At 72.2% G+C, this 25,345-nt stretch carries 19 protein-coding genes; 9 read left to right on the top strand and 10 right to left on the bottom strand.

Annotated elements, in window-relative coordinates; genetic code table 11:
* The 3 genes from ACZ6C1_RS06615 to ACZ6C1_RS06605 are packed head-to-tail and all read right to left on the bottom strand — an operon-like array spanning position 1 to position 3,159.
* A complete protein-coding gene (locus tag ACZ6C1_RS06615; protein ID WP_469238330.1) occupies positions 1–840 on the bottom strand; it encodes a carbohydrate ABC transporter permease in 840 nt (279 codons plus the stop codon).
* Positions 837–1,805, bottom strand: a complete 969-nt coding sequence (locus ACZ6C1_RS06610; RefSeq protein WP_469238328.1) for a carbohydrate ABC transporter permease — start codon at positions 1,803–1,805, stop codon at positions 837–839. The genes ACZ6C1_RS06615 and ACZ6C1_RS06610 overlap by 4 nt, the downstream gene beginning before the upstream one ends.
* A gap of 52 nt (positions 1,806–1,857) precedes the next feature.
* On the bottom strand, positions 1,858–3,159 hold the full coding sequence (locus tag ACZ6C1_RS06605; protein WP_469238326.1) for an ABC transporter substrate-binding protein: 1,302 nt from the start codon (positions 3,157–3,159) through the stop codon (positions 1,858–1,860).
* 257 nt (positions 3,160–3,416) lie between these two features.
* On the opposite strand from ACZ6C1_RS06605, the gene ACZ6C1_RS06600 reads away from it, so the two are divergent.
* Positions 3,417–6,236 carry a glycosyl hydrolase gene (locus ACZ6C1_RS06600; protein ID WP_469238324.1) on the top strand — a complete coding sequence of 940 codons (2,820 nt, stop codon included), beginning with the start codon at positions 3,417–3,419 and terminating at the stop codon, positions 6,234–6,236.
* Positions 6,237–6,245: 9 nt separating this feature from the next.
* Here the strand turns inward: ACZ6C1_RS06600 and ACZ6C1_RS06595 are convergent, their stop codons facing one another.
* Together ACZ6C1_RS06595 and ACZ6C1_RS06590 are read right to left on the bottom strand one after the other, a co-directional pair.
* Entirely contained in the window at positions 6,246–7,295 is a 1,050-nt protein-coding gene (locus tag ACZ6C1_RS06595; RefSeq protein ID WP_469238322.1) for a LacI family DNA-binding transcriptional regulator, read from the bottom strand.
* A gap of 147 nt (positions 7,296–7,442) precedes the next feature.
* Complete coding sequence (locus ACZ6C1_RS06590) at positions 7,443–8,954, bottom strand: M1 family metallopeptidase (RefSeq protein WP_469238320.1); 1,512 nt, start codon at positions 8,952–8,954, stop codon at positions 7,443–7,445.
* A gap of 204 nt (positions 8,955–9,158) precedes the next feature.
* Between ACZ6C1_RS06590 and ACZ6C1_RS06585 the strand changes: the two genes are divergently transcribed.
* The 3 genes from ACZ6C1_RS06585 (at position 9,159) to ACZ6C1_RS06575 (ending at position 14,258) form a co-directional block, all read left to right on the top strand.
* A complete protein-coding gene (locus ACZ6C1_RS06585) occupies positions 9,159–11,135 on the top strand; it encodes a Xaa-Pro dipeptidyl-peptidase (RefSeq protein ID WP_469238318.1) in 1,977 nt (658 codons plus the stop codon).
* On the top strand, positions 11,132–12,427 hold the full coding sequence (locus ACZ6C1_RS06580; protein ID WP_469238316.1) for a M14 family metallopeptidase: 1,296 nt from the start codon (positions 11,132–11,134) through the stop codon (positions 12,425–12,427). Before ACZ6C1_RS06585 ends, ACZ6C1_RS06580 begins: the two co-directional genes overlap by 4 nt.
* A gap of 109 nt (positions 12,428–12,536) precedes the next feature.
* Complete coding sequence (locus ACZ6C1_RS06575) at positions 12,537–14,258, top strand: BCCT family transporter (protein WP_469239056.1); 1,722 nt, start codon at positions 12,537–12,539, stop codon at positions 14,256–14,258.
* Positions 14,259–14,321: 63 nt separating this feature from the next.
* Here ACZ6C1_RS06575 and ACZ6C1_RS06570 read toward each other — a convergent pair whose 3' ends face one another.
* The gene (locus ACZ6C1_RS06570) at positions 14,322–15,266 is read right to left on the bottom strand and encodes an FAD-dependent oxidoreductase (RefSeq protein ID WP_469238314.1); all 945 of its coding nucleotides are present in this window, start codon (positions 15,264–15,266) and stop codon (positions 14,322–14,324) included.
* A 44-nt stretch (positions 15,267–15,310) separates the two neighbouring features.
* Here ACZ6C1_RS06570 and ACZ6C1_RS06565 point away from each other — a divergent pair, with 44 nt between their 5' ends.
* The 3 genes from ACZ6C1_RS06565 to ACZ6C1_RS06555 all read left to right on the top strand — a co-directional run bounded on the left by ACZ6C1_RS06565 (position 15,311) and on the right by ACZ6C1_RS06555 (position 18,623).
* Positions 15,311–16,501, top strand: coding sequence for an oxidoreductase (locus ACZ6C1_RS06565; protein WP_469238313.1), 1,191 nt, complete (start codon positions 15,311–15,313; stop codon positions 16,499–16,501).
* A gap of 62 nt (positions 16,502–16,563) precedes the next feature.
* A complete protein-coding gene (locus ACZ6C1_RS06560; protein WP_469238311.1) occupies positions 16,564–18,204 on the top strand; it encodes an ABC-F family ATP-binding cassette domain-containing protein in 1,641 nt (546 codons plus the stop codon).
* Positions 18,201–18,623 (top strand): HEAT repeat domain-containing protein, encoded by a 423-nt coding sequence (locus ACZ6C1_RS06555; protein ID WP_469238309.1) that lies wholly within the window; start codon positions 18,201–18,203, stop codon positions 18,621–18,623. The genes ACZ6C1_RS06560 and ACZ6C1_RS06555 overlap by 4 nt, the downstream gene beginning before the upstream one ends.
* A gap of 340 nt (positions 18,624–18,963) precedes the next feature.
* Here ACZ6C1_RS06555 and ACZ6C1_RS06550 read toward each other — a convergent pair whose 3' ends face one another.
* The 3 genes from ACZ6C1_RS06550 to ACZ6C1_RS06540 form a co-directional block, all read right to left on the bottom strand.
* On the bottom strand, positions 18,964–21,390 hold the full coding sequence (locus ACZ6C1_RS06550; protein ID WP_469238307.1) for a Tex family protein: 2,427 nt from the start codon (positions 21,388–21,390) through the stop codon (positions 18,964–18,966).
* Between the two features lie 85 nt (positions 21,391–21,475).
* A complete protein-coding gene (locus tag ACZ6C1_RS06545) occupies positions 21,476–21,607 on the bottom strand; it encodes an LPFR motif small protein (RefSeq protein WP_260604312.1) in 132 nt (43 codons plus the stop codon).
* Between the two features lie 207 nt (positions 21,608–21,814).
* Positions 21,815–22,678: an SCO6745 family protein gene (locus ACZ6C1_RS06540; protein WP_469238304.1), complete on the bottom strand. Its 864-nt coding sequence runs from the start codon at positions 22,676–22,678 to the stop codon at positions 21,815–21,817.
* A 113-nt stretch (positions 22,679–22,791) separates the two neighbouring features.
* Here ACZ6C1_RS06540 and ACZ6C1_RS06535 point away from each other — a divergent pair, with 113 nt between their 5' ends.
* Positions 22,792–23,763: a GlxA family transcriptional regulator gene (locus ACZ6C1_RS06535; RefSeq protein ID WP_469238303.1), complete on the top strand. Its 972-nt coding sequence runs from the start codon at positions 22,792–22,794 to the stop codon at positions 23,761–23,763.
* Between the two features lie 15 nt (positions 23,764–23,778).
* Positions 23,779–24,462, top strand: a complete 684-nt coding sequence (locus ACZ6C1_RS06530; protein ID WP_469238301.1) for a DJ-1/PfpI family protein — start codon at positions 23,779–23,781, stop codon at positions 24,460–24,462.
* Here the strand turns inward: ACZ6C1_RS06530 and ACZ6C1_RS06525 are convergent.
* On the bottom strand, positions 24,446–25,192 hold the full coding sequence (locus ACZ6C1_RS06525) for an enoyl-CoA hydratase/isomerase family protein (RefSeq protein WP_469238299.1): 747 nt from the start codon (positions 25,190–25,192) through the stop codon (positions 24,446–24,448). The genes ACZ6C1_RS06530 and ACZ6C1_RS06525 overlap by 17 nt on opposite strands.
* Positions 25,193–25,345: the final 153 nt, after the last annotated feature.

The following is a 25,345-nucleotide window of genomic DNA, read 5'->3' as shown; positions in this document are numbered from 1 at the left end:
TCAGCCCTTGACGGCGCCCTGCATGATGCCGCCCACGATCTGCCGGCCCAGCAGCCCGAAGACGAGGAGGACCGGGAGCGTGCCCAGCAGCGTGCCCGCCATGATCACGGACTGGTCGTGGACGTAACCGCCGCCCAGCTGGCGCAGCGCGACCTGCACGGTCGGATTCTGCGAGGACAGCGCGACGATCGGCCAGAAGAAGTCGTTCCAGGCGGCCATGAAGGTCAGCAGACCCAGCACCGCCATACCGGGCCGGGCGATCGGCACCACGATCGACCAGAAGATCCGCGCGGAGGAGGCGCCGTCCACCCGCGCGGCCTCGATCAGCTCGTCCGGCAGCGCCTGCACCAGGAACTGCCGCATGAAGAAGACCCCGAAGGCCGACACCAGGCCGGGCAGGATCACCGACTGGAGCTGGTTCACCCACTCCAGCTCCGCGATCAGCATGAACAGGGGGATCACGCCGAGCTGCGGCGGGATCATCATCGTGCCCACCGTGATCGCGAGCAGCGCGCCCCGGCCGCGGAAACGCAGCTTGGCGAAGGCGAACCCGGCAAGGGTGCAGCACAGCACCGTGCCGACCGTGATGGAGCCCGAGACGATCAGGGAGTTGAGGAGGGCCGTGCCGATGTCCGCCTCCTCCATCACGGCCTCGAAGTTGCGCATCAGGTTCGGGCCGGGGAGGAGGGACGGGGGCACCTTCGCCAGGTCGGCGTTGGAGCGGCTGGCGGCGACGATCGTCCAGTAGAACGGGAAGGCCGACACCAGCACGGCGACGACGAGGATCGCGTACGCGACCCTGCCGCCGTGCAGGGTGCGCCCGGCGCGGCGCGCGGTCATCGGCCGGCCTCCTTGAGGGAACGGCGGCGCACGATCAGGGCGTTCACCCCGACGAGCACCAGGATCAACAGGAACATCACCCACGCGATCGCGGCGGCACGGCCCAGGTGGAAGAAACCCCAGCCCTGCTCGTACATGTAGAGCCCGAGCGTCTGGTACTGGTGCGAGATGCCACCCGAGACCGAGCCCTCGAACAGCAGCGGCTCACCGAAGAGCTGGGTCGCGCCGATCGTCGACACGACCGTGGTGAAGACGATCGTCGGACGCAGGCCCGGCAGGGTGACGTGGAAGAACTGCCGCCAGCGCGACGCCCCGTCCATCTCCGCCGCCTCGTACAGCTCACTCGGGATCGACTGCATGCCCGCGAGGTAGATCAGCGCGTTGTAGCCGGTCCAGCGCCAGATGACGATGGTCGACACGGCGATCTGGGAAGCGACCGTGTTGGTCTGCCAGTCGACGGGGTCGATGCCGACCAGTCCCAGCGCGTAGTTGACGAGCCCGAAGTCGCGGCCGAAGAGCTGGGCGAAGACCAGCGTCGCGGCGGCCACGGAGGTGGCGTACGGGAGCAGCATGGCCGTACGGAAGAACGTCCGCCCCCGCAGCTTGTAGTTGAGCAGGTGGGCCAGGCCCAGGGCCATCACGAGCTGCGGGACCGTGGAGATGACCCCGATGGTGAAGGTGTTGCGCAGCGAGATCCAGAAGAACTCGTCGGTGAAGAGCGCGGCGTAGTTGCCGAGCCCGCGCCATTCCATGTCGCCGGGGGTCTGCAGCTCGACGCGGTACAGCGACACGAACGCCGTGTAGAGCAGCGGGAAGAGGCCGAAGGCGGCGAAGAGCGTGAAGAACGGGGCGAGGTACGCGTACGGCGAGACGGTCCGCCATGCGCGGCGCGCCGCCGACGGGCGCCGCCGCCGGGCGGGCGCCGTTCCTGCCGGAGCGGTGAGGGTCACGGTGCGGCCCTTCATGGTGTTCGGTACGGGGGCGTGGACGGGACGAGGGGAGAGCGGGGCGCCTCGGTCATCCCGTGGCGTTCTCGACGCCCTTCTTCGCGTTCGACCAGGCCTTGTCCGGTGACGTCCCCTTCCGCTCGACCTCGCTCAGCGCGTTCGTGATCTGGTCGGCGACGTTCTTGTCGTGGACGCCCAGGACCTGTACCGGGGCCGCCTTGGCGGCGTCGCCGAAGATCTTGCCGATCGGGGCGCCGGAGAAGTACGGGTCCTTGGCACCGGCGACCTTGGCGATGGCGCCCGTGGAGGAGGGGAAGTTGCCCTGCTTCTCGAAGAGCCTGGCCTGCTGCTCGGGAGCGGTGAGCCACTGGATCAGCTCGTACGCCTCCTTCTTGTGCTTGGCCGCCCGGGGGACGCTCAGGTAGGAGCCGCCCCAGTTCCCGGCGCCGCCGGGCAGCTTGGCGATGTCCCACTTGCCCTTGCCCGCCTCACCGGCCTGGCCCTTGATGTACCCGAGCATCCAGGCGGGGCAGGGGATCGTGGCGAACGACCCGGCGGCGAAGGCCTGGTTCCACTGCGGGGACCACTGGTCCAGCTTGGCGCTCAGGCCGTCCTCGGCAGCCTGGGTGGCGGTGTCCCAGGCGGTCTTGACGGCCGGGTTCGACTCGTAGATCAGCGTGCCCGAGGCGTCGTAGTACCGCTCCTTCTCCTGGCCGATCATGATCGTGAACAGGCTGCCCACGCTGTCCAGCCAGGCGCTCTTGGCCGGGGCCTTGGCCTTGTACTGCTTGCCGAGGTCCAGGTAGCCATCCCAGGTGGCCCACTTCTGCGCCAGCACGGCGCGGTCGGTGGGCAGTCCGGCCTGCTTGAAGAGGTCCGTCCGGTAACACATGGCCTCGGGCCCGACGTCCGTGCCGAGCCCCAGCACCCGGCCGTCCTTGGTCGTCGCCGCCGACCACTTGGCTTCGGCGAACTCCCCCTTCAGCTTGTCCGCGCCGTACTTCGTCAGGTCCTCGAACTTGTCCGCCTGCGCCTGGGTGACCGAAGCGATACGGCCGACCTCGATCGCCTGGACGTCGGCGAGTCCGCCACCGCCGGCGAGCCGGGTCTGGAGGGACTTCCAGTAGTCCTGCTCGTCCTCCGTGTCCGTCTGCTTGATCTTGATGCCGGGATGCAGCTTCTCGTATTCGGCGTAGAGCCCGGCTTCCTTGTAGCCGAAGGAGCCGAAGAGGTCCACGGTGAGCGTGACCGTGCCGTCGGACGCCTCGTCCGAGGCGCCGGATCCGCAGGCGGCGAGCAATACCCCGGTGAGCGCGAGCGCACCGAATCGGACGGCGGCCCTCCTGGCGGTGGCGGCTCGGGCGATGGGCATGGGAAGCCTCCTTGGCTTCGGCGGTGGCAGTGGTGCAGAGCGGCCCACGATGCTGAGAGCGCTCTCAAGAAGATGCTCAGGAGCGTGCCCCCCGTACCGTCCCCCCGTCAAGACTCGAACACATAACGGGTGGCCGGTGACGTCAACTTCCTTAGTGGTCACCTGTATTGACAGCCATGTTTCAGGAGTTTTACGTTCCTGGGCACCTGAGAGCGCTCTCGCGCCGCTCTCCCGCCATCCCCATCCGAGGTGCCGACATGCCATCCCCCCGCACCCGACCCGACCCCCGCCCACGCCCGTCCGCCCGCACTCGACCGGCCGCGCTGCTCCTGGCCACCGCCCTCGCCGCCGCCGGCCTCACCACGACCACCGCCACCCCCGCCGCGGCCGCCACGGTCCCGGTCGGAGCGGGCAGCTACTCCGACACCCGGCCGCCCGGAACCTCGGGACCCACCACCAACACCGGCACCCCCGTCACCCCCAAACTCACCCCCGCCGCCCAGGGGAAGCCGGTGCCCACCAACGACTGGTGGTCCTCGCTCGCCTTCCAGCGCTACGGCGACAACCCCTGGTCGACGCCCATGTACGGCCACCCGCTCACCTACCAGGCGACCGCCGCCGGCCTCGACATCGGCTACCCGACCACCCCGGCGATCGTCGGCGACGGCAGACAGTACGAGTACGCCCACAAGCGCGACCTCACTCTCGGTCTCACCGGCCTGAACTCGCCCGACACCAAGGCCGACGCCTGGTCCGACTGGACCGTCACCCCCTACTGGTCCGACGGGGCCCGCACCCTCCGCACCACCATCGGCCACGGCTCCCCGTTCGTATACGCCAAGGGCACCGGCGGCGACGCCCGGATCACCACCGCCACCGCCCCCACCGTCTTCGCCGACCAGGGCAACGTCCTCGGTATCACCGTCGCCGGCCACCATTACGCGCTGTTCGCCCCCACCGGCACCGACTGGAACGTCTCCGGCTCCACACTGACGGCCGGCCTCGGCGGCAAGGACTACTTCTCGGTGGCCGTCCTGCCCTCGCCGGACGCGCTGGCCACCTACCGGACGTACGCCTACAGCTTCGTCACCGGCTCCAAGGTCGCCTGGAGTTACGGCGGAGGTACGGTCAGGGCCACCTACACCCTCACCACCCAGCCCCAGGAGGGCACCCAGACCGGCACCCTCCAGGCCCTCTACCGGCACCAGTGGCTTCACACCACCGACGCGCTGACCCCGTACACCTACGTCTCACCACGCGGCACCATGAAGGTCCGCGCCGCCACCACCTTCACCACGAGCCAGAAGGCCGCCGCGGTGCTGCCCGGGCTGCCGAAGTCGTCCGGCGTCGACGCCGCCCGGCTGCGCGGCCACCTGAACGAGGCCGCGAACGCCGCCGACCCCTTCTCCGGCGCCACCGACTCCTACTGGACCGGCAAGGCGCTCGGCCGCCTCGCCCAGCTCGTCCCCCTGGCCGACCAGACCGGCGAGACCGCCACCCGCGACAAGCTGCTCGGGCTGCTCAAGGGGCGGCTCCAGGACTGGTTCACGGCGGGCGGCGCGAACGAGTTCTCCTACGACCGGGCCTGGAAGACGCTGACCGGCTACCCGGCCTCCTACGGCAGCGACACCGAGCTCAACGACCACCACTTCCACTACTCGTACTACGTCTACGCCGCCGCGATCGTCGCCCAGTACGACCCCGCCTGGGCCGCCGACTCCGCGTGGGGCGGCATGGTGAAGACCCTCGTCCGGGACGCCGCCAACCCCAGCCGCACCGACACCGCCTTCCCGTTCCTCCGGGGCTTCGACGTGTACGCCGGTCACAGCTGGGCCTCCGGTCACCAGGGCTTCGCCGCCGGCAACAACCAGGAGTCGTCCTCCGAGTCCACCAACCTGAGCGCGGGCCTGGTCCTGTGGGGCTCGGCCACCGGTGACACCGCGCTGCGGGACCTCGGGGTCTACCTGCTGACGACCGAGGCGGAGGCGATCGCCCAGTACTGGTTCGACGCGGACCAGCAGGTCTTCCCGTCCACCTTCGGGCACGACACCGCCGGCATGGTGTGGGGGAGCGGCGCCGCCTACGCCACCTGGTGGACGGCCAACCCCGAAGAGATCCACGGCATCAACGTCCTCCCGGTGACCGGCGGTTCACTGCACCTGGGCGGCGAGAAGGCGGCCATCCGCCGCAACATCGCCGAGATGGAACGCGAGAACGGCGGTCCGGCCGTCGAATGGCGCGACATCCTCTGGGAGTTCCAGTCGCTCGCCGACCCGGCCGCCGCCAAGGCCAAGTGGGACGCGGGCCACGCCTCGTACACCCCGGAAGCCGGCGAGTCCAAGGCCCACACCTACCACTGGATCGCCACCCTGGACGCACTCGGCGCGCCCGACGCCACCGTCACCGGTGACATCCCCACCTCGGCCGTCTTCACCAAGGGCACGGTACGGACGTACACGGCCCACAACCACGGCTCGACCACCCGCACCGTGACCTTCTCCGACGGCGCGAAGCTCACCGTCCCGGCGCGCTCGACGGCCACGGGGACGGGCAGCGGAGGCGGCGACCCCGACCCCGATCCCGATCCCGTGCCCGGCACAGGCGACACCTTCCAGCTCCGCACCGGAGGCACCCTCACCACCGCCACGGGCGCGACGGCCGGCAGCGACACCATCCCCTCGGCGGGCGGCGCGAACCACGACGGCACCCCCCACCAGCCCCTGGTGTACGAGGCGAAGGGCGTCAACGGCACGCTGAAGCCGGGCGGCGCCACCACCTTCCGGCTCCCGGTCGACGCGGGCACCACGGTCGGACTCGGCCAGCAGGCCCGCGTCAGCTACGACCTCACCGGCGACGGCACCTTCGAGCGGACGGAGACGTACCACTACTTCGCCACCGACCCGGTGTCCGGCTGGGAGGAGTACACCCAGGCACGCGGGCTGAAGTCGGCGACCGGCACACTGGGCGACCTCAAGGGCGGCACGGTACGCCTGGAGGTGTGGCACGCCATCGGCAACGGCACGGCCCGGCTCCAGACGGGCACCGACCGGTCCGTGCTCGTCATCCCGTACGGCTGAACCCCACGGCTAGGCCGACGCCCGTCGCACCAGTTCCGTAGGGGTGATGACCGAGCCCGGAGCGCTGCCCGCTCCGGGCTCGGCCTCCTGTGCGTTCAGTACGCGCATCAGCAGCCGGACCATCAGCCGGCCCATGCCCTCGATGTCCTGGCGGACGGTCGTCAGCGGAGGGTCGGTGGCCTCCGCGATGGACGTCATGTCGTCGAAGCCCACCAGCGCCACGTCCTCCGGCACCCGCAGCCCCCGCTCCCGCAGGACGCGCAGCGCTCCGGACGCCATCAGGTCGTTCGCGGCGAACACGGCGTCCAGGTCGGGCCGCTGGTCCAGCAGCTCCGCCATCGCGCGGGCCCCGCTCTCCTCCGTGAAGTCCCCCTGCGCGATCAGCCCCGGCCCGGCGTCCAGCAGGACGTCCCGGTAACCGTCGATCCGGTCCAGGGCGGAGGTCTGGTCGGACGGGCCGGCGATGTGCGCGACGCGCTCCCGGCCCAGTGCCAGAAGGTGACGTACGGCCTCCCGGGCGCCGCCCCGGTTGTCCGCGTCCACGTACGGCACCGTGAGGCCGTTGGCCGCACCCGGCCAGCCGGGCCGCCCGCCGAACACCGCCGGCACCTGGGCCCGCCGGATGATGGAGGGCAGCTCGTCGTCGTTGTGCACCGAGAAGGCGAGCGCGCCGTCGACATGGCCGCCGCCCAGGTAGCGGCCGATCCGGTCGTAGTCGCCGGGGCCCTCCACCCACAGCAGCACCAGCTGCGAGTCGTGCGCGGTCAGCTCGCGGCTGATGCCCCGTACCTGCTGCTCGAAGAACGGGTCCGAGAACACCCGGAACTCCGGCTCCGCGATGATCACCGCCACCGCGCCGTTGCGGCGGGTCACCAGGGTGCGGGCCGCGTGGTTGGGGACGTAGCCCAGCTCCTCGACCGCCCGGCGCACCTTGTCCACCAGGGGCTGGCGCACCCCGGCGCCGCCGTTCACGACACGGGACACCGTCGCCCGCGAGACCCCGGCGCGGGCCGCGACGGCTTCCAGGGTGGGGCGGGAGCCGGGGGCCGGTTCGGGCATGGGGGACAAGGGTGCTCCTCGGCGGCGCGGTGAAACCTGTGTACAGGAGCAGGGTAGCCGGTCGGGGAAGGTTCTGAGAGCGCTCTCTGTGCTGCCGGGAGCGCCGCCGCCCCGGATATGAGGGACGGCGGCGGTCGCGTGAGGCGATCAGTGACCGTGGTCGTGGACGGTGTTCGTCGCCGCGATCTTCTGCCACGACTTCGGCTGGGCCGGCTTCTCGGCCGGGGCCGCCGCCTGCGAGCGGGCGATCCGGGATTCCGCAGCCGCCGGGGCCGCCGGCTTCGACGGCTGGTACAGCCAGGTGTCGAACAGTCCGGCGAGCGGCTTGCCCGAGACGCGCTCGGCGTACTTCACGAAGTCGGCCACCCTGGCGTTGCCGTACGCGTGCTCGGTCGGCCAGCCTTTCAGGATGGCGAAGAAGTCCTCGTCACCGATCTCGTTGCGCAGCGCCTGGAGGGCCAGGGCGCCCCGGTCGTACACGGCGAGGTCGAACTGCTTGTCCGGGCCCGGATCGCCCGGCTTCACCGTCCAGAACGGGTCGTCGGCGGGGTGCTGCGCGTACACGTAGTCCGCCAGCTCCTGCGCCGTGCCCTCGCCCTCCTTCTCCGACCACAGCCACTGGCTGTAGCGGGCGAAGCCCTCGTTGATCCAGATGTCCTTCCAGGCGTCGACCGACACGCTGTCGCCGTACCACTGGTGCGCCAGCTCGTGCACGACCACCGACACGTTCGCTCCATTGGCGAACTGCCGGGGGCTGTAGAACGGCCGCGTCTGCGTCTCCAGGGCGTAACCGCTGGTCACATTGGGGACGTAGCCGCCGAGGGCGTTGAAGGGATACGGTCCGAAGACCTCCTCCAGCCACTCCGCGACCTCCGCCGTGCGCTCGATGCTGGCCCGCGCGGCACCCGCGTTGTCGCCGAGGTCCTTGCTGTACGCGTTGAGGACGGGCAGCCCCTTGTCCGTCTTGTCCGTGGTGATGTCGAACTTGCCGACCGCGAGCGTGGCGAGGTAGGTCGCCTGGGGCTTGTTGGAGCGCCAGTTGAACCGCGTCCAGCCGAGCCGCGACGACTGCGACTGCAGGACGCCGTTGCTGATGGCCTGCGTGCCGTCCGGTACGGAGACCGACACGTCGAACGTGGCCTTGTCCAGCGGGTGGTCGTTGGACGGGAACCACCACACGGCCGAGTCCGGCTCCTGCGCCGCGACGCCACCGTCGGGGGTGCGGTGCCAGGCGGTCCAGCCGCCGATCTTCAGCTCGGACGGTTTGCCCGCGTACCGTACGACGACGGATATCGCCCGGTTCTTCGCCAGCGGCGCGGCCGGGGTCACCTCCAGCTCGTGGTCGCCGGTGGCGGTGAACCTCGCCTTCTTGCCGTTCACCCGGACCTCGGTGGCCTTGAGGCCGAGGTCGAGGTTGAAACGCGACAGGTTCTGCGTGGTGGTGGCGACGATCGTCGCCGTGCCCTCCAGCAGGTCGGTCCTCGGCTGGTACTTCAGGCGCAGGTCGTAGTGCGACACGTCGTAGCCGCCGTTGCCGCTGGCCGGGTAGTACGGGTCGCCGATGCCCGGGGCGCCCGGACTGTAGTCGGCCGCCGATGCCGGGATCGCCAGCAGCAGCGACGCCGCGAGTGCGCTCGGGACGATCAGTCTGCGGTGCACGTCAAGCTCTCCAAGTCTTGTGGACGGAAGATCTCCTGAAGGGTATTCAGCCCTGGCACCCCAATCATGTCCATGGCCCCACCCGTCACAGGATCGCCATGTGGCCGACATGAGCGACCCTTGTCCCCGGCATCCCCTTGCGTCGACTTCGTCCCCGTACTGCCCTCTGTCCTCGGTGAGTTGACCCGTGTACCTTCCGCTCCCATGCCGATACGTGCGCGGAGCAGAGTCCTCGGGGTCGCGGCCACAGCCGCCCTGATGTCCACACTCGTGCCGCAGGCGAGCGCGAACAGCGCCTCCGCCCGCGAATCCCGACCGATCTACTCGTACGACAACGCCGTCCGGGAATCCGTCTGGGTCGACACCGGCCTCGACGGTGACCGGGACGGCAGGACCGACCGGGTCGCCGTCGACATCGTCCGGCCCCGCGAGGCCGCCCAGCGGGGCCGCAAGGTCCCCGTGATTATGGACGCCAGCCCGTACTACTCCTGCTGCGGGCGCGGCAACGAGAGCCAGAAGAAGACGTACGACGCGAACGGCGACCCCGTCCAGTTCCCGCTCTACTACGACAACTACTTCGTGCCCCGCGGCTACGCCTTCGTCGCCGTCGACCTGGCCGGAACCAGCCGCTCGGACGGCTGCGACGACGTCGGCGGCCGCTCCGACATCCAGTCCGCCAAGGCCGTCGTCGACTGGCTGAACGGCCGTGGCCGCGGCTACACCACCCGTACCGGCACCGAACGCGCCCGTGCGACCGGCTGGTCCACCGGCGACACCGGCATGATCGGCAAGAGCTGGGACGGCACCATCGCCAACGGTGTCGCCGCGACCGGCGTCGAGGGCCTGAAGACCATCGTTCCGATCGGCGCCATCTCGTCCTGGTACGACTACTACTTCGCCAAGGGTGCCCCGCTGTACGACTCCGGCCCCGACTGGCTCTCCCACTACGTCAACAGCCCCGACGCCCGAGCCCGGTGCGCCCACGTCCAGCAGCGCCTCGTCGACGGCGCCCCACGAACCGGCGACCGGACGCCGCTGTGGGAGGACCGCGACTACGTCAAGGACGCGCACAAGGTGAAGGCCGGCGTCCTCGTCGTGCACGGGCAGCAGGACCTCAACGTACGGGCCAAGCACTTCGGCCAGTGGTGGGACGCGCTCGCCGAGCACGGCGTGGAACGCAAGATCTGGCTCTCGCAGACCGGCCACGTCGACCCCTTCGACTTCCGCCGCGCCGACTGGGTCCGCACCCTGCACCGCTGGTTCGACCACCACCTGCTGGGCTACGACAACGGCATCGACCGCGAGCCTATGGCCGACATCGAGCGCGCCCCCGACCAGTGGTCCACCGACCGTGTCTGGCCGCCCCGCGCCACCGCCACCACCACGCTCCGCCCCGCCACCGGAGCGGCGCCCGGCGTCGGCACCCTCGGTCTCACCCCCGCGCGGCCCGGCGCGAAGGAGACGTTCACCGACGACCCGGCCCTGGACGAACTCGACTGGGCGGCGCACGTCGACACCTCCACCCCGTCCAAAGCGGGTTTCGTCTCCCGCCCCCTGACGCGTGACCTGCGGCTCTCCGGCTCCGCCACGGTCACCGTCACCGCGACCCCGGACACCACCAGCGCCCACCTCTCCGCCGTGCTGGTCGACCTCGGGCCCGACACCATCCGCGACTACGGCGCGCCCGGGGAAGGCATCACCACCCTCACCGAACGCACCTGCTGGGGCGCGAGCACCACCGGCGACAGCGCCTGCTTCAAGGAGACGAGGGCGAAGACCACCGACGTCGGCTTCACCGTCTTCAGCCGGGGCTGGGCCGACCTCGGCAACTGGGCCGACGAGCACAAGGGCCGCCCGCTCACCCCCGGCAGGCCCCACACCATCACCCTCGACCTCGCCGCCGCCGACCACGTCGTCCCGGCCGGCCACCGGCTCGCCCTCATCATCGGCGGCACCGACCAGTACCTGATCGACCCGCCGTCGACGAGGCCCACCCTCACCCTCGACCTGACCCGCACCTCGGCGAGGCTCCCCCTCGTCGGCGGAGCCCCCGCCTTCCTCCGCGCCACCTCCGGCACCGCGCACCCGGCCGCCCCGCGCACCACCCCGCGCACCGACCCGTCCGCGGGCGTCACCGCCCCGCGTCCCGTCCCGCCGATTCCCGGAGGCAGCACCCGATGACCCCACGCGCCGCCCGCGTCCGCGCCTTCGCCGTGACCGTCACCGCCGCCGCGCTCGCCCTCCCACTGATCACCGCCCCCGCGCAGGCGTCACCCACCCCGCCGCCCCGCACCGGCTTCGAGAGCTCCAACGGTGCCCGCTGGACCGGTCAGCCCGAGGAGCAACGATTCCTCACCACCGTCGACCGGGCGAGCGACCGCGTGTCGATGACCCGGATCGGCACCACCCGGCAGGGCCGTCCCCTCGACCTCGTACGGATCTCCACCGCCCCCAGCCCCCACACCGTGCTGCTCATCTGCAGCCAGCACGGTGACGAACCGTCCGGCCGGGAGGCCTGCCTGTCCACCGTCCGCGACCTCGCGTACGCCAAGGACCGCGAAACGCTGCGCCTCCTCGCCCGTACGACCGTCCTCGTCGTCCCCACCGCCAACCCCGACGGCCGCGCCGCCGACACCCGGGGCAACGCGGACGGCGTCGACATCAACCGCGACCACATCGCCCTCAGGACCGCCGAGGGCCGCGCCCTGGCCGCCGTGATCCGCGACCACCGCCCCGACGTCGTGTACGACCTGCACGAGTACGGCGCCACCCCGCCCTACTACGACAAGGACCTGCTCTCCCTCTGGCCCCGCAATCCCAACACCGACGCGCATGTGCACGACGAGGCGCACACCCTCTCCGAGTCGTACGTCCGGCCCACCGCCGAGCGGGCCGGCTTCGACAGCGGCATCTACGGCATCTGGACCGACCCCGTCACCGGAGAGCCCGTCAAACAGGTCGCGGGCGACGGCCAGGAGCGCATCCTGCGCAACACGGCGGGCATCAAGCACTCCGTCGGCCTGCTCGTCGAAACCCGCGTCGACCCCCTCACCGACGAGGAGAAGAACGACCCGGCCCTGAACAACCGGCGCCGCGTGGACAGCCAGCTCGCCGCCCTCGACGGGCTCTTCCGTTACGCGGACGGCCGGCGCGGCACCATCGAGGCGGCCACCACGACGGCCCGGCTCGCCGGTCTGCGGGACCACGGCCCGGTCCACCTGGGTGGCGCCGACAACGACCCGCCGGAGCCCGCCGAAACCCTCCAGGACCCGCCCTGCGGCTACCGCCTGGACCCGGCCCGGTACGCCGACGTCAAGGACGAACTGGCGTTGCACGGGGTGGCCGCCCGCGTGGACGGCGACGGCGCCGCCTTCGTACCCCTGCGACAGTCCCGGCGTGCCCTCGTACCCCTCCTCCTCGACACCCGCGCGGCCTACCACCTCACGGACGGGGAACCGGTGGACGCCTGTTGATCCCGGGACAGGTGTGCATCGCGTGGTAGGGGGTAGTAGCAGCCGAATCAGGCCATGATCGCGAAAGGTGCCGCCCGTGTCTCAGGAGCAACGCAAACCGGGGCAACGCATGCGGCTACCGGTGAAGGCAGCCCTCCCGGGCCGCCATCCCCACGAGGACAAGCCGCCCGTCACGGACCGCGTGGTGTTCGGCGTCACGGCCGTGCTCACCCTGGGCTTCGTGATCTGGGGAGCCACGGCCACCAGCACCCTGGAGAGCGTCTCCGACACCCTGCTGAACGGCCTGATGCACAACGGGGGCTGGGCGTTCGTCCTGGCCGCCTCGGGCTTCGTCGTCTTCGCGCTCTGGCTCGCCATCAGCCGGTACGGACGCATCCAGCTTGGCCAGGAGCACGAGAAGCCCGAGTTCAGCACCGTCTCCTGGGTCGCCATGATGTTCAGCGCCGGCATGGGCATCGGCCTGATGTTCTACGGCGTCAGCGAGCCGCTGGCGCACTACACCGCCCCGCCGCCGGGCACCGACCCCGCCGACTCGGCGGACGCCATGCAGACGGCGCTCGCCACCACGCTCTTCCACTGGACCCTGCACCCGTGGGCGATCTACGCGGTGGTCGGCCTGGCCATCGCGTACAGCACCTTCCGGCGCCGGCGGCGGCAGACGATCAGCGCCGTCTTCGTCCCGCTCATCGGCCAGAAGAACGCCGACGGCGCACCCGGCCGGGTCATCGACATCCTGGCCATCTTCGCCACGCTCTTCGGCTCCGCCACCTCCCTGGGACTCGGCGCGCTCCAGATCGGCAGCGGCATGCAGGAGGTCGGCTGGCTGGACGAGGCCGGGACCGGACTACTGGTCAGCATCATCGGCGTCCTGACGGTGTGCTTCGTCTTCTCGGCCGTCTCCGGCGTGGAACGGGGCATCCAGTGGCTCTCCAACACCAACATGGTGCTGGCCGTGGTGCTCGCCCTCTTCGTCTTCGTCGCCGGCCCCACCATCCTCGTCCTCGACCTGATCCCCACCTCCCTCGCCTCCTACTTCGACGAGCTGTGGCAGTTGGCCGGCCGCACCGAGGCGGCCACCGGCGGTGGGGACGTCGCCGACTGGCTCAGTAGCTGGACGGTCTTCTACTGGGCGTGGTGGATCTCCTGGACGCCGTTCGTCGGCATGTTCATCGCCCGCATCAGCCGGGGGCGGACCATCCGCCAGTTCGTGGGCGGGGTCATCCTCGTCCCGAGCACCGTGAGCCTGATCTGGTTCGCCATCTTCGGCGGTACGTCCATGCGCCTGCAGGAGCGGGGAGACCTTGGCGACGCGACCACGCCCGAGGCCCAGCTCTTCGGCGTGCTCCAGGAGTTCCCCATCGCCGGGGTGATGAGCCTGCTCGTCATGATCCTCGTCGGCATCTTCTTCGTCTCCGGGGCCGACGCCGCCTCCATCGTGATGGGCACCCTCTCCCAGAAGGGCACCTTCGAACCCGCCCGGTTCGTCGTCGTCTTCTGGGGCGTGGTGACCGGTGGCGTGGCCGCCGTGATGCTGCTCGTCGGAGAGGGCAAGGGTGACGCTCTCGCGGGCCTCCAGCACCTCACGATCCTCGTCGCGGCCCCGTTCGTCCTGGTGATGATCGGCATGTGCTGGTCCCTCATGCGGGACCTCCGCCAGGACCCGCTCATCGTCCGCGGCGAACTCGCCGAGGAGGCCGTGGAGGAGGCCGTGATCGCGGGTCACGAGAAGTACGCGGGCGACTTCGAGATCCGCATCGGCCCGGCCCAGGAGACGGATACCCGGACCGAGCACGACCGCGACGATCCCGGCTCCCCGCCCGCCGCCACCTGACCGGCAGGGTCCCGCACCTCGCGGACGAAGGGCTCCGGCGGCGAGCCGGGCCGGCGGGCCCGCTCAGGGGGAGGCCGCCCGGGTCACCACCCGCGCCACCTCCTCCGCACAGCCCCACGCGACCGTCACCCCCGCGCCCCCGTGGCCGTAGTTGTGGACCAGCACGCCGCCCCCGGGGAGCCGTTCGGCGGCCGGGCCGAGGCGCACCCCGCCCGTGCGTACCGGACGCAGACCCACCCGGTGGCCCAGCACGCGGGCCCGGCCGATCTCGGGACGGATCCGCGCGCACCGCGCGACGATCGCCGCGGCCGTCCCCGCGTCCGGCCGCGTGCGCCAGTCGTCCTCCTCCGCCGTACCGCCCAGCACCAGCCGCCCCGGCTGGGGGAAGAAGTACGTCGCCCGGTCCGCCGAGGCGTCCGCGGCGACGAACCACTCCTCCACGCCCGGGTTCTCCACCAGCACCAGCTGGCCGCGCACCGGCCGCACCGCGCGGTCCGGGACGAGGTCCCGCGCCCCCAGCCCGGTGCAGTTGACCACCACCGTGGCCGCGGCCTCCGCGAGGGACGACACCGCCCGCGTCTCGACGACCCCGCCCACCGCCTCCAGCCGGGCCGCCAGCCACGCCAGGTGGACCGGCATGTCGACCAGCGGCAACCGGGCCGCCAGCCCGCCGGACGGAAGCTGCCGGAGCCCCGGCACCTCGGCCGCCCAGGAACCGAGCGACCCCAGCGCCGTCTCCGCGTGGACACCCGCCACCATCCGTACGCCCGTGGCCCCCGGACCGGCGGCGAGCCGTTCGTACACCCGCAGCGACGCCGTCGCCCACGCGCCCACCCGCTCCGCCGGCTCGATGCGGTACGGCCACCACAGCGCGCCCGCCACCGCGGAGGTGGTGTCGCCCGGCGCGTCACGCGTCCACACACGTACGCGCAGGCCCCGCTCGGCCAGTGTGACGGCGGTCGTCAGCCCGATGACCCCGCCACCCACCACGATCACGTCACCGCTCATGCCGGGACGGTAGCGGAGGCGCCCGCGGCGGGCATACACCCGACATGCCTGCCGAGCACGAGCACGACCCAGCGCGCGGCCCCGACCGCGACCAGCCCAGCGGCCCCGACTGCGACCAGCCGCGCGGCCCGGACCGCGCCGAGCCCAGCGGCCCCGGCCGCGACCAGCCGCGCGGCCCCGACCGCACCCAGCCCAGCGGCCCGGACCACGACCACGCCTACGCGTCCTTCGCCCTCGCGCCCGCGACACGGGCCGGCGGCGTCCTCACCGACGGCGCCTACCAACTGCACCGCGACTTCCTCGACTTCGTCGTCGACGGCCGTCCGCTCATCCACCGGCTGTCCGACCTCGACGCGGTCTCCCCGCTCGCCTCCGACGTGCCGCCCGCCATCTTCACCGACCACGTGCGCCGCCTGCTGCTCGACGCCGAGGCACCCCTGCCCGGTGGGCGGTACGTCATCTACGGCTGTCCCGAGTGCGAGACCCTCGAATGCGGCGCGGTCACGGCCGTGATCGAGCGGGACGGCGACGACGTCGTCTGGCGCGACTTCGCCTGGCAGACCGGCGAGTCCGCCGACCTGGACCTCAACGGCTACCACGGGATAGGCCCGTTCCGTTTCCACGGCGCCCAGTACCGCACCGAGCTGGAACGCCTCCTCCCGGGCACCCCGGCCCGCCGCCGCGTCCTGCTGATCGGCGCCCGTGTCGCCGTCCTCGCCAAGCTCGCCGCCGCCCTGCGGACCATCGGCGTCGGCGCCGACATCGCCGAGGACACCGTCGCCGTACCGCCCGACGAACTGCGCGCGTACGGTGCGGTGGTGTTCGGCCGCGCGGTCGGTGAGGAGCGGCGTACCGCGGTGAGGGAATCGTTCGCCCGGGCCGACGCGGACGTGGCGTACGTCGACGGGCTCGCGCCCGTGATCCCCCTGCTCGTCGCGCAGATCGAGCAGGCCCTGGACCGCAGCCCCGCGGAGCGCAGACGTCTGACGCGCCTGACGGTCACCGACGGCGCGGCGACCGTGGAGGTCACCTCCACCTGCCGCGTCCAGCTCGTCGCGTACCGCCCAGGCCGCCTCCACCGCAACCGCACCCAGGAACTCTTCGACGGCCTGCTGGAACCGGGAACCCACCGGATCCCGCTGGAGGCGCGGACGGCCAGGGGCCGGTCCTTCCTCGTGGCACGCACCATGGGGGGCGTGCTGGTCGCACCCGCGACGGCCCCCGCGAACCGCTGAGGCCCGCCCGTCCTCGCCCCCGCGGACCCGCCGGACCGCTCTGACCTAGGATCGTTCCCCTGATGACTGCAACCCTCGTCGCCAAGGACCTCGCCGCCGGCCACGGCGAACGTGCCCTCTTCTCCGGCCTCGACCTCGTCGTCGCACCCGGCGACGTGATCGGCCTCGTCGGCGTGAACGGCGCCGGCAAGTCGACCCTGCTGCGGCTCCTCGCCGGGCTCGACGCCCCCGAGCACGGTGAGCTGCGCCTGTCTCCCCCCGCCGCCACCGTCGGCCACCTCCCGCAGGAGCCGGAGCGCCGCGAGGGGGAGACGGTACGGGACTTCCTCGCCCGCCGCACCGGCGTCGCCGCCGCCCAGGCCGCGATGGACGAGGCCACCCAGGGCCTCGTCGACGGCACACCCGGCGCCGACGACGCGTACGCCACCGCACTGGAACGCTGGCTCGACCTGGGCGGCGCCGACCTCGACGAGCGCGCCGAGGAGGTCGTCGGCTCCCTCGGGCTGACCGTCGGGCTCGACCGCCCGATGACCTCCCTCTCCGGCGGCCAGGCCGCCCGCGCGGGCCTCGCCTCGCTGCTCCTGTCCCGCTACGACGTGTTCCTGCTCGACGAGCCGACCAACGACCTCGACCTGGACGGCCTCGAACGGCTGGAGCGCTTCGTCCAGGGGCTGCGCGCCGGGACGGTCGTCATCAGCCACGACCGCGAGTTCCTCGCCCGTACCGTGACCAAGGTCCTCGAGCTCGACCTGGCACAGCAGGAGATCCGGCTGTACGGGGGCGGCTACGAGGCGTACCTGGAGGAGCGGGAGACGGTCCGCCGGCACGCCCGCGAGGAGTTCGAGGAGTACGCCGACAAGAAGGCCGCCCTCGAAGGCAGGGCCCAGATGCAGCGCTCGTGGATGGACAAGGGCGTCAAGAACGCCCGTCGCAAGGCGGGCGGCGACAACGACAAGATCGGCCGCAAGTTCCGCAGCGAGGCGAGTGAGAAGCAGGCCGCCAAGGCCCGCCAGACACAGCGCATGATCGAACGGCTCGACGCGGTGGAGGAGCCTCGCAAGGAGTGGGAGCTGCGGATGGAGATCGCCGCCGCCCCGCGTTCCGGCGCGGTGGTGGCGACCCTGCGCGACGCCGAGGCGGTACGCGGCGGCTTCCGCTTCGGCCCGGCCTCCCTCCAGATCGACTGGGCCGACCGGGTCGCCATCACCGGTGCCAACGGCGCGGGCAAGTCCACCCTCCTCGCCGCCCTCCTCGGCCGCCTCCCGCTGGACGCGGGGCACGCCTCCCTCGGCTCGGGCGTCGTCGTCGGGGAGGTCGACCAGGCACGCAAGCTGTTCCACGGGCAGGAATCCCTGCTCGACGCGTTCTGCGCGGCGGTGCCCGACACCGAGCCGGCCGACGTGCGCACCCTGCTGGCCAAGTTCGGCCTCAAGGCCCACCACGTGACACGCTCGGCGACCTCCCTCTCGCCCGGGGAACGCACCCGGGCCGCGCTCGCCCTGCTGCAGGGCCGTGGCGTGAACCTGCTGGTCCTGGACGAGCCGACCAACCACCTGGACCTGCCGGCCATCGAACAGCTGGAGTCGGCCCTCGACGGGTACCGGGGAACCCTGCTGCTGGTCACCCACGACCGGCGCATGCTCGACGCCGTGCGCACCACCCGCCGCATCGAGGTGGCCGACGGCAAGGTGACCGAGCTGTGACCGCCCGGGCCGCCGTCGACCGGCTGATCGAGCTGCTGGACGACCCCGACGCCGACGTCGACACGACGATCGAGGCCGCCGACGGGATCGCCGCGTCAGGCGACCGCGGGGTGCTGCCGCGCCTGGAGGCGGAACTTGACCGCTTCATCGGCGAGCACAACCCCTACGCCCGCGAACTGCTGGGCGGAGTGATCGGGCGGCTCGGCGGCGCCGACGCGCTGCCCGTGCTGCTCCGCGCCTCGGCCCACGACCTCGGGGACGACCAGGACGGGCTGGCCACGGAGATCGTCGACGCGGCACTCACGGATCCCCACGCCGCCCGCGCGCTCCTGCTCCCGCTCACCAAGGACCCGGACCCCGCCGTGGCCGCCCGCGCGGAATGGGCCCTGCGCTTCCTGCCCTCCACCCCGGACGCATAGACCCACGCCCGACACCCGGTCGCCCACCGGGCCGGCGGGGGTCCGGTGCGCGTGGCCCCCGTGTGCCGACCGAGCCGTCCCGTCGATCGTTCGCCTGCCGGGCCCGTGGGGCGTCCGTTACGCGTAGGGGCCGTCCGTGTGTCGGCCCGACCGCGCCCGGCAACCGATCCGCCCGCCGGGCAGGCGAGAGGTCCGGTACGCGCCGTCGCGCCCGGCCGAGTCGTACGGCTGCGACCGACCGTCCGCCGCCCGCGTCCCACCGGCCCCGGGCCTACCACCCAGGCCCGCAGGGCCCCGCACGGAGTGCCGGGGCCCTGCGGGCGCTCAAGGTCACGTCACCTCACCGGCCGCGGTCGGCCTTTCCCTTGCCGCCGCCGGTGCCACCGCCCAGCAGGCCCGCCTTGCGCAGGGCGTCCGCCATGGCGCTGTTCGCGGGCGCCGGGGCCTGGGACGCGCGCCCGCCGCCCTTGGCCCCGCCACCGCCACCGCCGCCACCGCGCCGGTCACCACGGCCGCCACCGCCACCACCGCTGCCCTGGCGCTGCTGCGGAGGCCGGCCGCCCCGCTCACGCTTCGGCGCGCCGGCGCCCGAGTCGGCGGCGGTGTCGTCCAGCCGCAGCGTCAGCGAAATGCGCTTGCGCGGGATGTCGACGTCCAGCACCTTCACCTTCACCACGTCGCCCGGCTTCACCACCTCGCGCGGGTCCTTGACGAAGTTCCGGGACATCGCCGACACGTGTACGAGCCCGTCCTGGTGCACACCGACGTCCACGAAGGCACCGAAGGCGGCCACGTTCGTGACGACGCCCTCCAACACCATTCCCGATTCCAGGTCGCCGATCTTCTCGACGCCCTCCTTGAAGGTGGCCGTCTTGAACGCGGGACGCGGGTCGCGCCCCGGCTTCTCCAGCTCCCGCAGGATGTCCGTGACCGTCGGCAGACCGAAGGTCTCGTCCACGAAGTCGTCCGCCCGGAGCGAGCGCAGCACCGACGTGTTGCCGATCAGCGACGCGACCTCGCCACCCGTCGTCTTCACCATCCGCCGCACCACCGGATACGCCTCGGGGTGCACGCTGGAGGCGTCCAGCGGGTCGTCGCCGCCCCGGATCCGCAGGAAGCCCGCGCACTGCTCGTACGCCTTGGGGCCGAGCCGCGCCACGTCCTTGAGCGCCTTGCGGGACCGGAACGGGCCGTTGGCGTCCCGGTGGGACACGATGTTCTCGGCGAGGCCCGCCCCGATGCCCGAGACGCGCGAAAGGAGCGGCGCGGACGCGGTGTTGACGTCGACCCCGACGCCATTCACACAGTCCTCCACCACCGCGTCCAGGGACCTGGACAGCTTCACCTCGGACAGGTCGTGCTGGTACTGGCCGACACCGATCGACTTCGGGTCGATCTTGACGAGCTCCGCGAGCGGGTCCTGGAGCCGGCGCGCGATCGAGACGGCGCCGCGCAGCGAGACGTCGAGGTCGGGAAGTTCCTGCGAGGCGAACGCGGACGCCGAGTACACGGACGCGCCCGCCTCCGACACCATCACCTTGGTGAGCTTGAGTTCCGGGTGCCTGGCGATCAGTTCACCGGCGAGCTTGTCCGTCTCGCGGGACGCCGTGCCGTTGCCGATGGCGATCAGCTCGACGGCGTGCTCCTCGGCGAGCCGCGCCAGGGTGGCCAGCGCCTGGTCCCACTTGTTGGCGGGCACGTGCGGGTAGATCGTGTCGGTGGCGACGACCTTGCCGGTGGCGTCGACGACGGCGACCTTCACGCCCGTCCGGAAGCCGGGGTCGAGCCCGAGCGTCGCCCGCGTCCCGGCGGGTGCCGCGAGCAGCAGGTCGCGCAGGTTCGCGGCGAAGACCCGTACCGCCTCGTCCTCGGCCGCCGTACGCAGCCGCAGCCTCAGGTCGATACCGAGGTGGACCAGGACGCGGGTGCGCCACGCCCAGCGGACGGTCTCGCCGAGCCACTTGTCGCCGGGACGGCCCTGCTGGGAGATCCCGAACCGGGAGGCGATGATCCCCTCGTACGAGGACGGTCCCTCCACCGGCTCCTCCGGCTCCAGGACCAGGTCGAGGACCTCCTCCTTCTCGCCGCGCAGCATCGCCAGCACCCGGTGCGAGGGAAGCTCGGTGAACGGCTCGGCGAAGTCGAAGTAGTCGGCGAACTTCGCCCCGGCCTCCTCCTTGCCCTCCCGTACCTTCGCGGCCAGCCGCCCACGCGTCCACATCCGCTCACGCAGTTCGCCGATCAGGTCGGCGTCCTCCGCGAACCGCTCGGTGAGGATCGCCCGGGCGCCTTCCAGGGCGGCGGCCGGGTCGGCCACGCCCTTGTCGGCGTCGACGAACGCCGCGGCGGCGGCGAGCGGCTCCACCGACGGGTCGGTCAGCAGCCCTTCCGCGAGCGGCTCCAGGCCCGCCTCGCGCGCGATCTGCGCCTTGGTGCGCCGCTTCGGCTTGAACGGCAGATAAATGTCCTCCAGGCGAGCCTTGGTCTCGGCCGCCCGGATGCTCGCCTCCAGCTCCTCGGTGAGCTTGCCCTGCTCGCGTACGGAGTCGAGGATGGCGGTCCGTCGGTCCTCCAGCTCCCGCAGATAGCGCAGCCGCTCCTCGAGCGTGCGCAGCTGCGCGTCGTCGAGCATCTCGGTCGCTTCCTTGCGGTAGCGCGCGATGAACGGCACGGTCGACCCGCCGTCGAGCAGCTCGACGGCCGCCCTCACCTGCCGCTCCCGTACGCCGAGCTCCTCGGCGATCCTGCCTTCGATGGACGTCGTCACGGTGTCCCGACTCGCCTTCTCGTGCCTACCAGCTTGAGGTTGCATTCTGCCGGGTCACCGTGCGACCTGTCCGCCTGCCCCGTCGTCAGGCGCGGCGCGCCCTGCCCCCGCCCCGTGAGGCCCCGCCGAAGAGCCGCGCCAGCAGCCGGAACGGAAGGGTGACGACGGTGGCGACGGCCGAACCGATCATGCGGAAGAAGTCGGCGATCGTACGCAAGGGGCACCTCCGTGTGCTGTCGGTTGCCCCTTGCGGATTGCCGCACCGGAATGCGGCGAAACGTCGGGCGGAGCGCCGGGCGAGTCGCTCGGCTGAACCTCCGGCGAGACGGTCGGCGAAACCTCCGGCGAGACGGTCGGCGAAACGTCCGGCGGGACGGTCGGCGAAATGTCCGGCGGGACGGTCGGCGAAACGTCCGGCGAGACGTCAGCCCTTGCCGGCCAGGCCCTCCGGGAACGCCCCGGCCGCAACGGCCGCGCCCAGGAAGCCGCGCGCCAGCTCGGTGAGCCGCTCGACGTCCGCCGCGCCGAGGTGCTCGTAGGGGGCGGCGTCCAGGCGGTCCGTGTGGTCCTCCAGCTCGGCGCGCAGGGCGGAGCCCGCACTCGTCAGCTCGCCGGCCCCGTCCAGCAGGCCGCGCTCGCGCAGCCGCTCGGCCGCGGCGTCCCAGTCGGCGCGTCGCCAGCCGCGCGTGGAGAGGATCCAGCGGGGCGCCATGCCCTTGCCGGTCGCCGTGTGGCTGACCAGGGCCTCCAGCGGGTCGAGCCCGGCGGACAGCAGCGCGGCCACGTGGGCGTCCCCGCGGTGCTCGCGCAGCAGCGTCGCGGCGTGCCAGTAGGCCAGGTGCGGTTCCTCGGGCACCGGGAGGTCGGCGTGGGCGGCGTACAGCGGGCGGGCGTGCCGGGTGCACGCCTCGGTGGCCCGCAGGGCGAGCCGGGCGGCCTCCGCCATCTCGTCGGACCGGATCGCGGCGTCGCCGAGCAGCCTCCGCAGGGTGGTGTCGGCGGCCCGGAGCCGTGCGACGAGCACGGCCTCGGGGGAGGCGGTGTTCCAGACGGCCGGCAGGTGACGGGCCACGAGCTCGTGGTTGAAGTTGTAGAAGGACGCCGTGACGACCCCGGGCCCGACCGCTCCCAGGGCGGCCGCGCGACCGGCGAAGTACGCGGCACTCGAGTCCGTCACGCCGAGCGCGGCCAGCTCCTTGGCGAAGTCGGGCGAGAAGTACACCGTCGAGTGGAACGGGTTCAGGGCGTTGTGGCAGCGGCGTCCGGCGCGCGGCGGCAGAGTCGTCATACCGCCAGGTTACCGACTGGTCGGTACGTGGTCAGGGTGCGGGGCGCGGATGGCAGGAAAGGCGGGGTCTTCGTCATTGCGGCCATGCGTCGGCGCCCCCAAGGATGAAGGGCATGACGCAGCGACCCGTACTCGTCGTCCTCTTCGACGGCGTGCAGAGCCTGGACGTCACCGGACCGGTGGAGGTGTTCGCCGGTGCCCAGCACGTCACCGGCGCCCCCGATCCGTATCCGATCCGTACCGCCTCGCTCGACGGAGCACCCGTCCGCACCCAGAGCGGCCTGCGGCTGGCCGCCGACAGCTCACTGGCCGACGCGCCGCGACCGCACACCCTTCTGGTTCCCGGAGGCGAGGGCAGCCTGGACCCCGACCCGCGCCTGGTCGACTGGCTGCGCGTCCACGCCCCGCGCGCCGAACGCCTGGTCTCCGTCTGCACCGGCGCGGGCCTCCTCGCCGCGGCGGGCCTGCTGGACGGGCGCCGCGCCACCACGCACTGGGCGTACTGCGAGGATCTCGCCCGCGATCACCCGGCGGTGGACGTCGACCCGGACCCGATCTTCGTGAGGGACGGGAAGATCGCCACGTCCGCCGGCGTCACGGCGGGCATCGACCTGGCGCTCGCCCTCGTCGAGGAGGACCTCGGCCGGGACGCGGCCCTCGTCATCGCCCGCCACCTGGTGGTCTTCCTCCGCCGCCCCGGCAACCAGGCCCAGTTCAGTGCCCAGCTCGCCGCCCAGACCGCCCGCCGTGAACCGCTGCGCGAGGTCCAGCAGTTCATCACCGAGCATCCGGCCGCCGACCTGTCCGTCGACGCCCTGGCCGCCCGCGCCCGCCTCTCGCCGCGTCACTTCGCCCGCGCCTTCCGGACCGAGACCGGCACCACCCCGGGCCGCTACGTCGAGCGCGTCCGCCTCGAACACGCGCGCCGCCTCCTGGAGGACACCGGCAGCGGCGTCCACGAGGTCGCCCGCGCGGCCGGCTACGGCACGCCCGAGGCGATGCGCCGCGCCTTCGTCAAGGCACTCGGAACCCCGCCCGCCGAATACCGGCGCCGTTTCCACGCGCCCCCCGTACCCGCCCACTGAAAGGACGACACGCCCATGCGGATCGCCATCCTGCTCTACCCCGGCTTCACCACCCTCGACGCCGTCGGACCGTTCGAGATACTCAGCCGCCTGCCCGACGCCGAGACCGTCTTCGTCGCCAAGGAGGCCGGCCCCGTCCGCAACGACCAGGGCAACCTCGCCCTCGTCGCCGATCGCACCCTTTCCGAGGTCCCGAGCCCGGACATCGTCCTCGTCCCCGGCGCCGGTGACTGGGAACCGGTCATGCGTGACGAGGAGACCCTCGACTGGCTCCGCACGGCCGACGCCACCAGCACCTGGACCACCTCGGTGTGCACCGGCTCACTGATCCTGGCCGCCGCCGGCCTGCTGAAGGGCCGCCGCGCCACCAGCCACTGGCTCGCGCTGGACGTGCTGAAGGGGCACGGAGCCGACCCGACGGGGGAGCGGGTCGTCTTCGACGGCAAGTACGTCACGGCCGCCGGCGTCTCGTCCGGCATCGACATGGGCCTGCACCTGGTCGGCCGGATCGCCGGCGACCGGCACGCCCAGATCATCCAGCTCCTCACCGAGTACGACCCCCAGCCCCCGTACGACGCGGGCTCGCCGGACAAGGCCCCGGCCGAGATCGTCGCGTTCTGGCGCGCCGAGATGGGCCGGGTGCCGGTAGTCGGCACGGCGGGAGCAGGACACTCCGGGGGCGTCACACCCCGTACGTGAAGCGCGGCGCCCGCCGCTCCAGGAAGGCGGCGACACCCTCGGCGGTGTCGCCGCTGTCGCGTGCCTGCTCCGCCCAGTACGCGTCCCGGTCGGTCCGCCCCGCGGCGAACTCCTTGGCGGCCGCCTGCGTCAGCTGCGAGCGGGAGGCGAGGACCCGGCTGAACTCCGCGACCCGCTTGCCCAGTTCACCGGCCGGAAGCACTTCGTCCACCAGCCCCGTGCGCAGCGCCCGTTCCGTGTCGATGAGCTCGCCCGAGAACAGCAGGTACTTGGCGGCCGACGGCCCCACCAGGGACACGAGCCGTCGGGTGGAGGAGGAGGGGTAGACGATGCCGAGCTTCGCCGGAGTGACGCCGAAGAGAGCCCCCTCCTCCGCGAACCGCAGGTCGCAGGCGGCGGCGAGCTGGCTGCCGCCGCCCACGCAGTAGCCGCGTACGGCGGCGAGCGTCGGCTTGGGGAACGCGGCCAGCGCCTCCTCGGCGCGCACGGCGAGGGACTGCTGCCGGTCGCCCGGCTCGCCGAGCGAGGCGATGTCGGCTCCGGCGCAGAACGTGGAGCCCGCGCCGGTCAGCACCAGCATCCTCACGCTCCGGTCGGCGGCCAGCGAGGCGAGCAGCTCGGGCAGTGCGCGCCACATCCCGGCCGTCATGGCATTGCGCTTGGTGGGGTTGCTGATGACGAGGGTGGCGACACCGTCGGTGACGGACTGCTCCAGCTCAGGCTGCTCCATGGGCCGGATGCTATCCGGCCGGGCCAGGCGTCCGATCAAGAAGGAGCAGGAACGGTCGAACCCGGGACTTCCTTGTGCGTGTACCGTCAAAAGCCGTCGAATAGCTGTTGACTTCTGGTCAGTAGCCCTGGCCGGGTCCGTGACGTACCAACA

This window comes from Streptomyces sp. NPDC041796 (genome assembly GCF_055590785.1).
The sequence above is the reverse complement of the archived record's forward strand: the minus strand, read 5'-3'. Positions and strand labels throughout refer to the sequence as shown.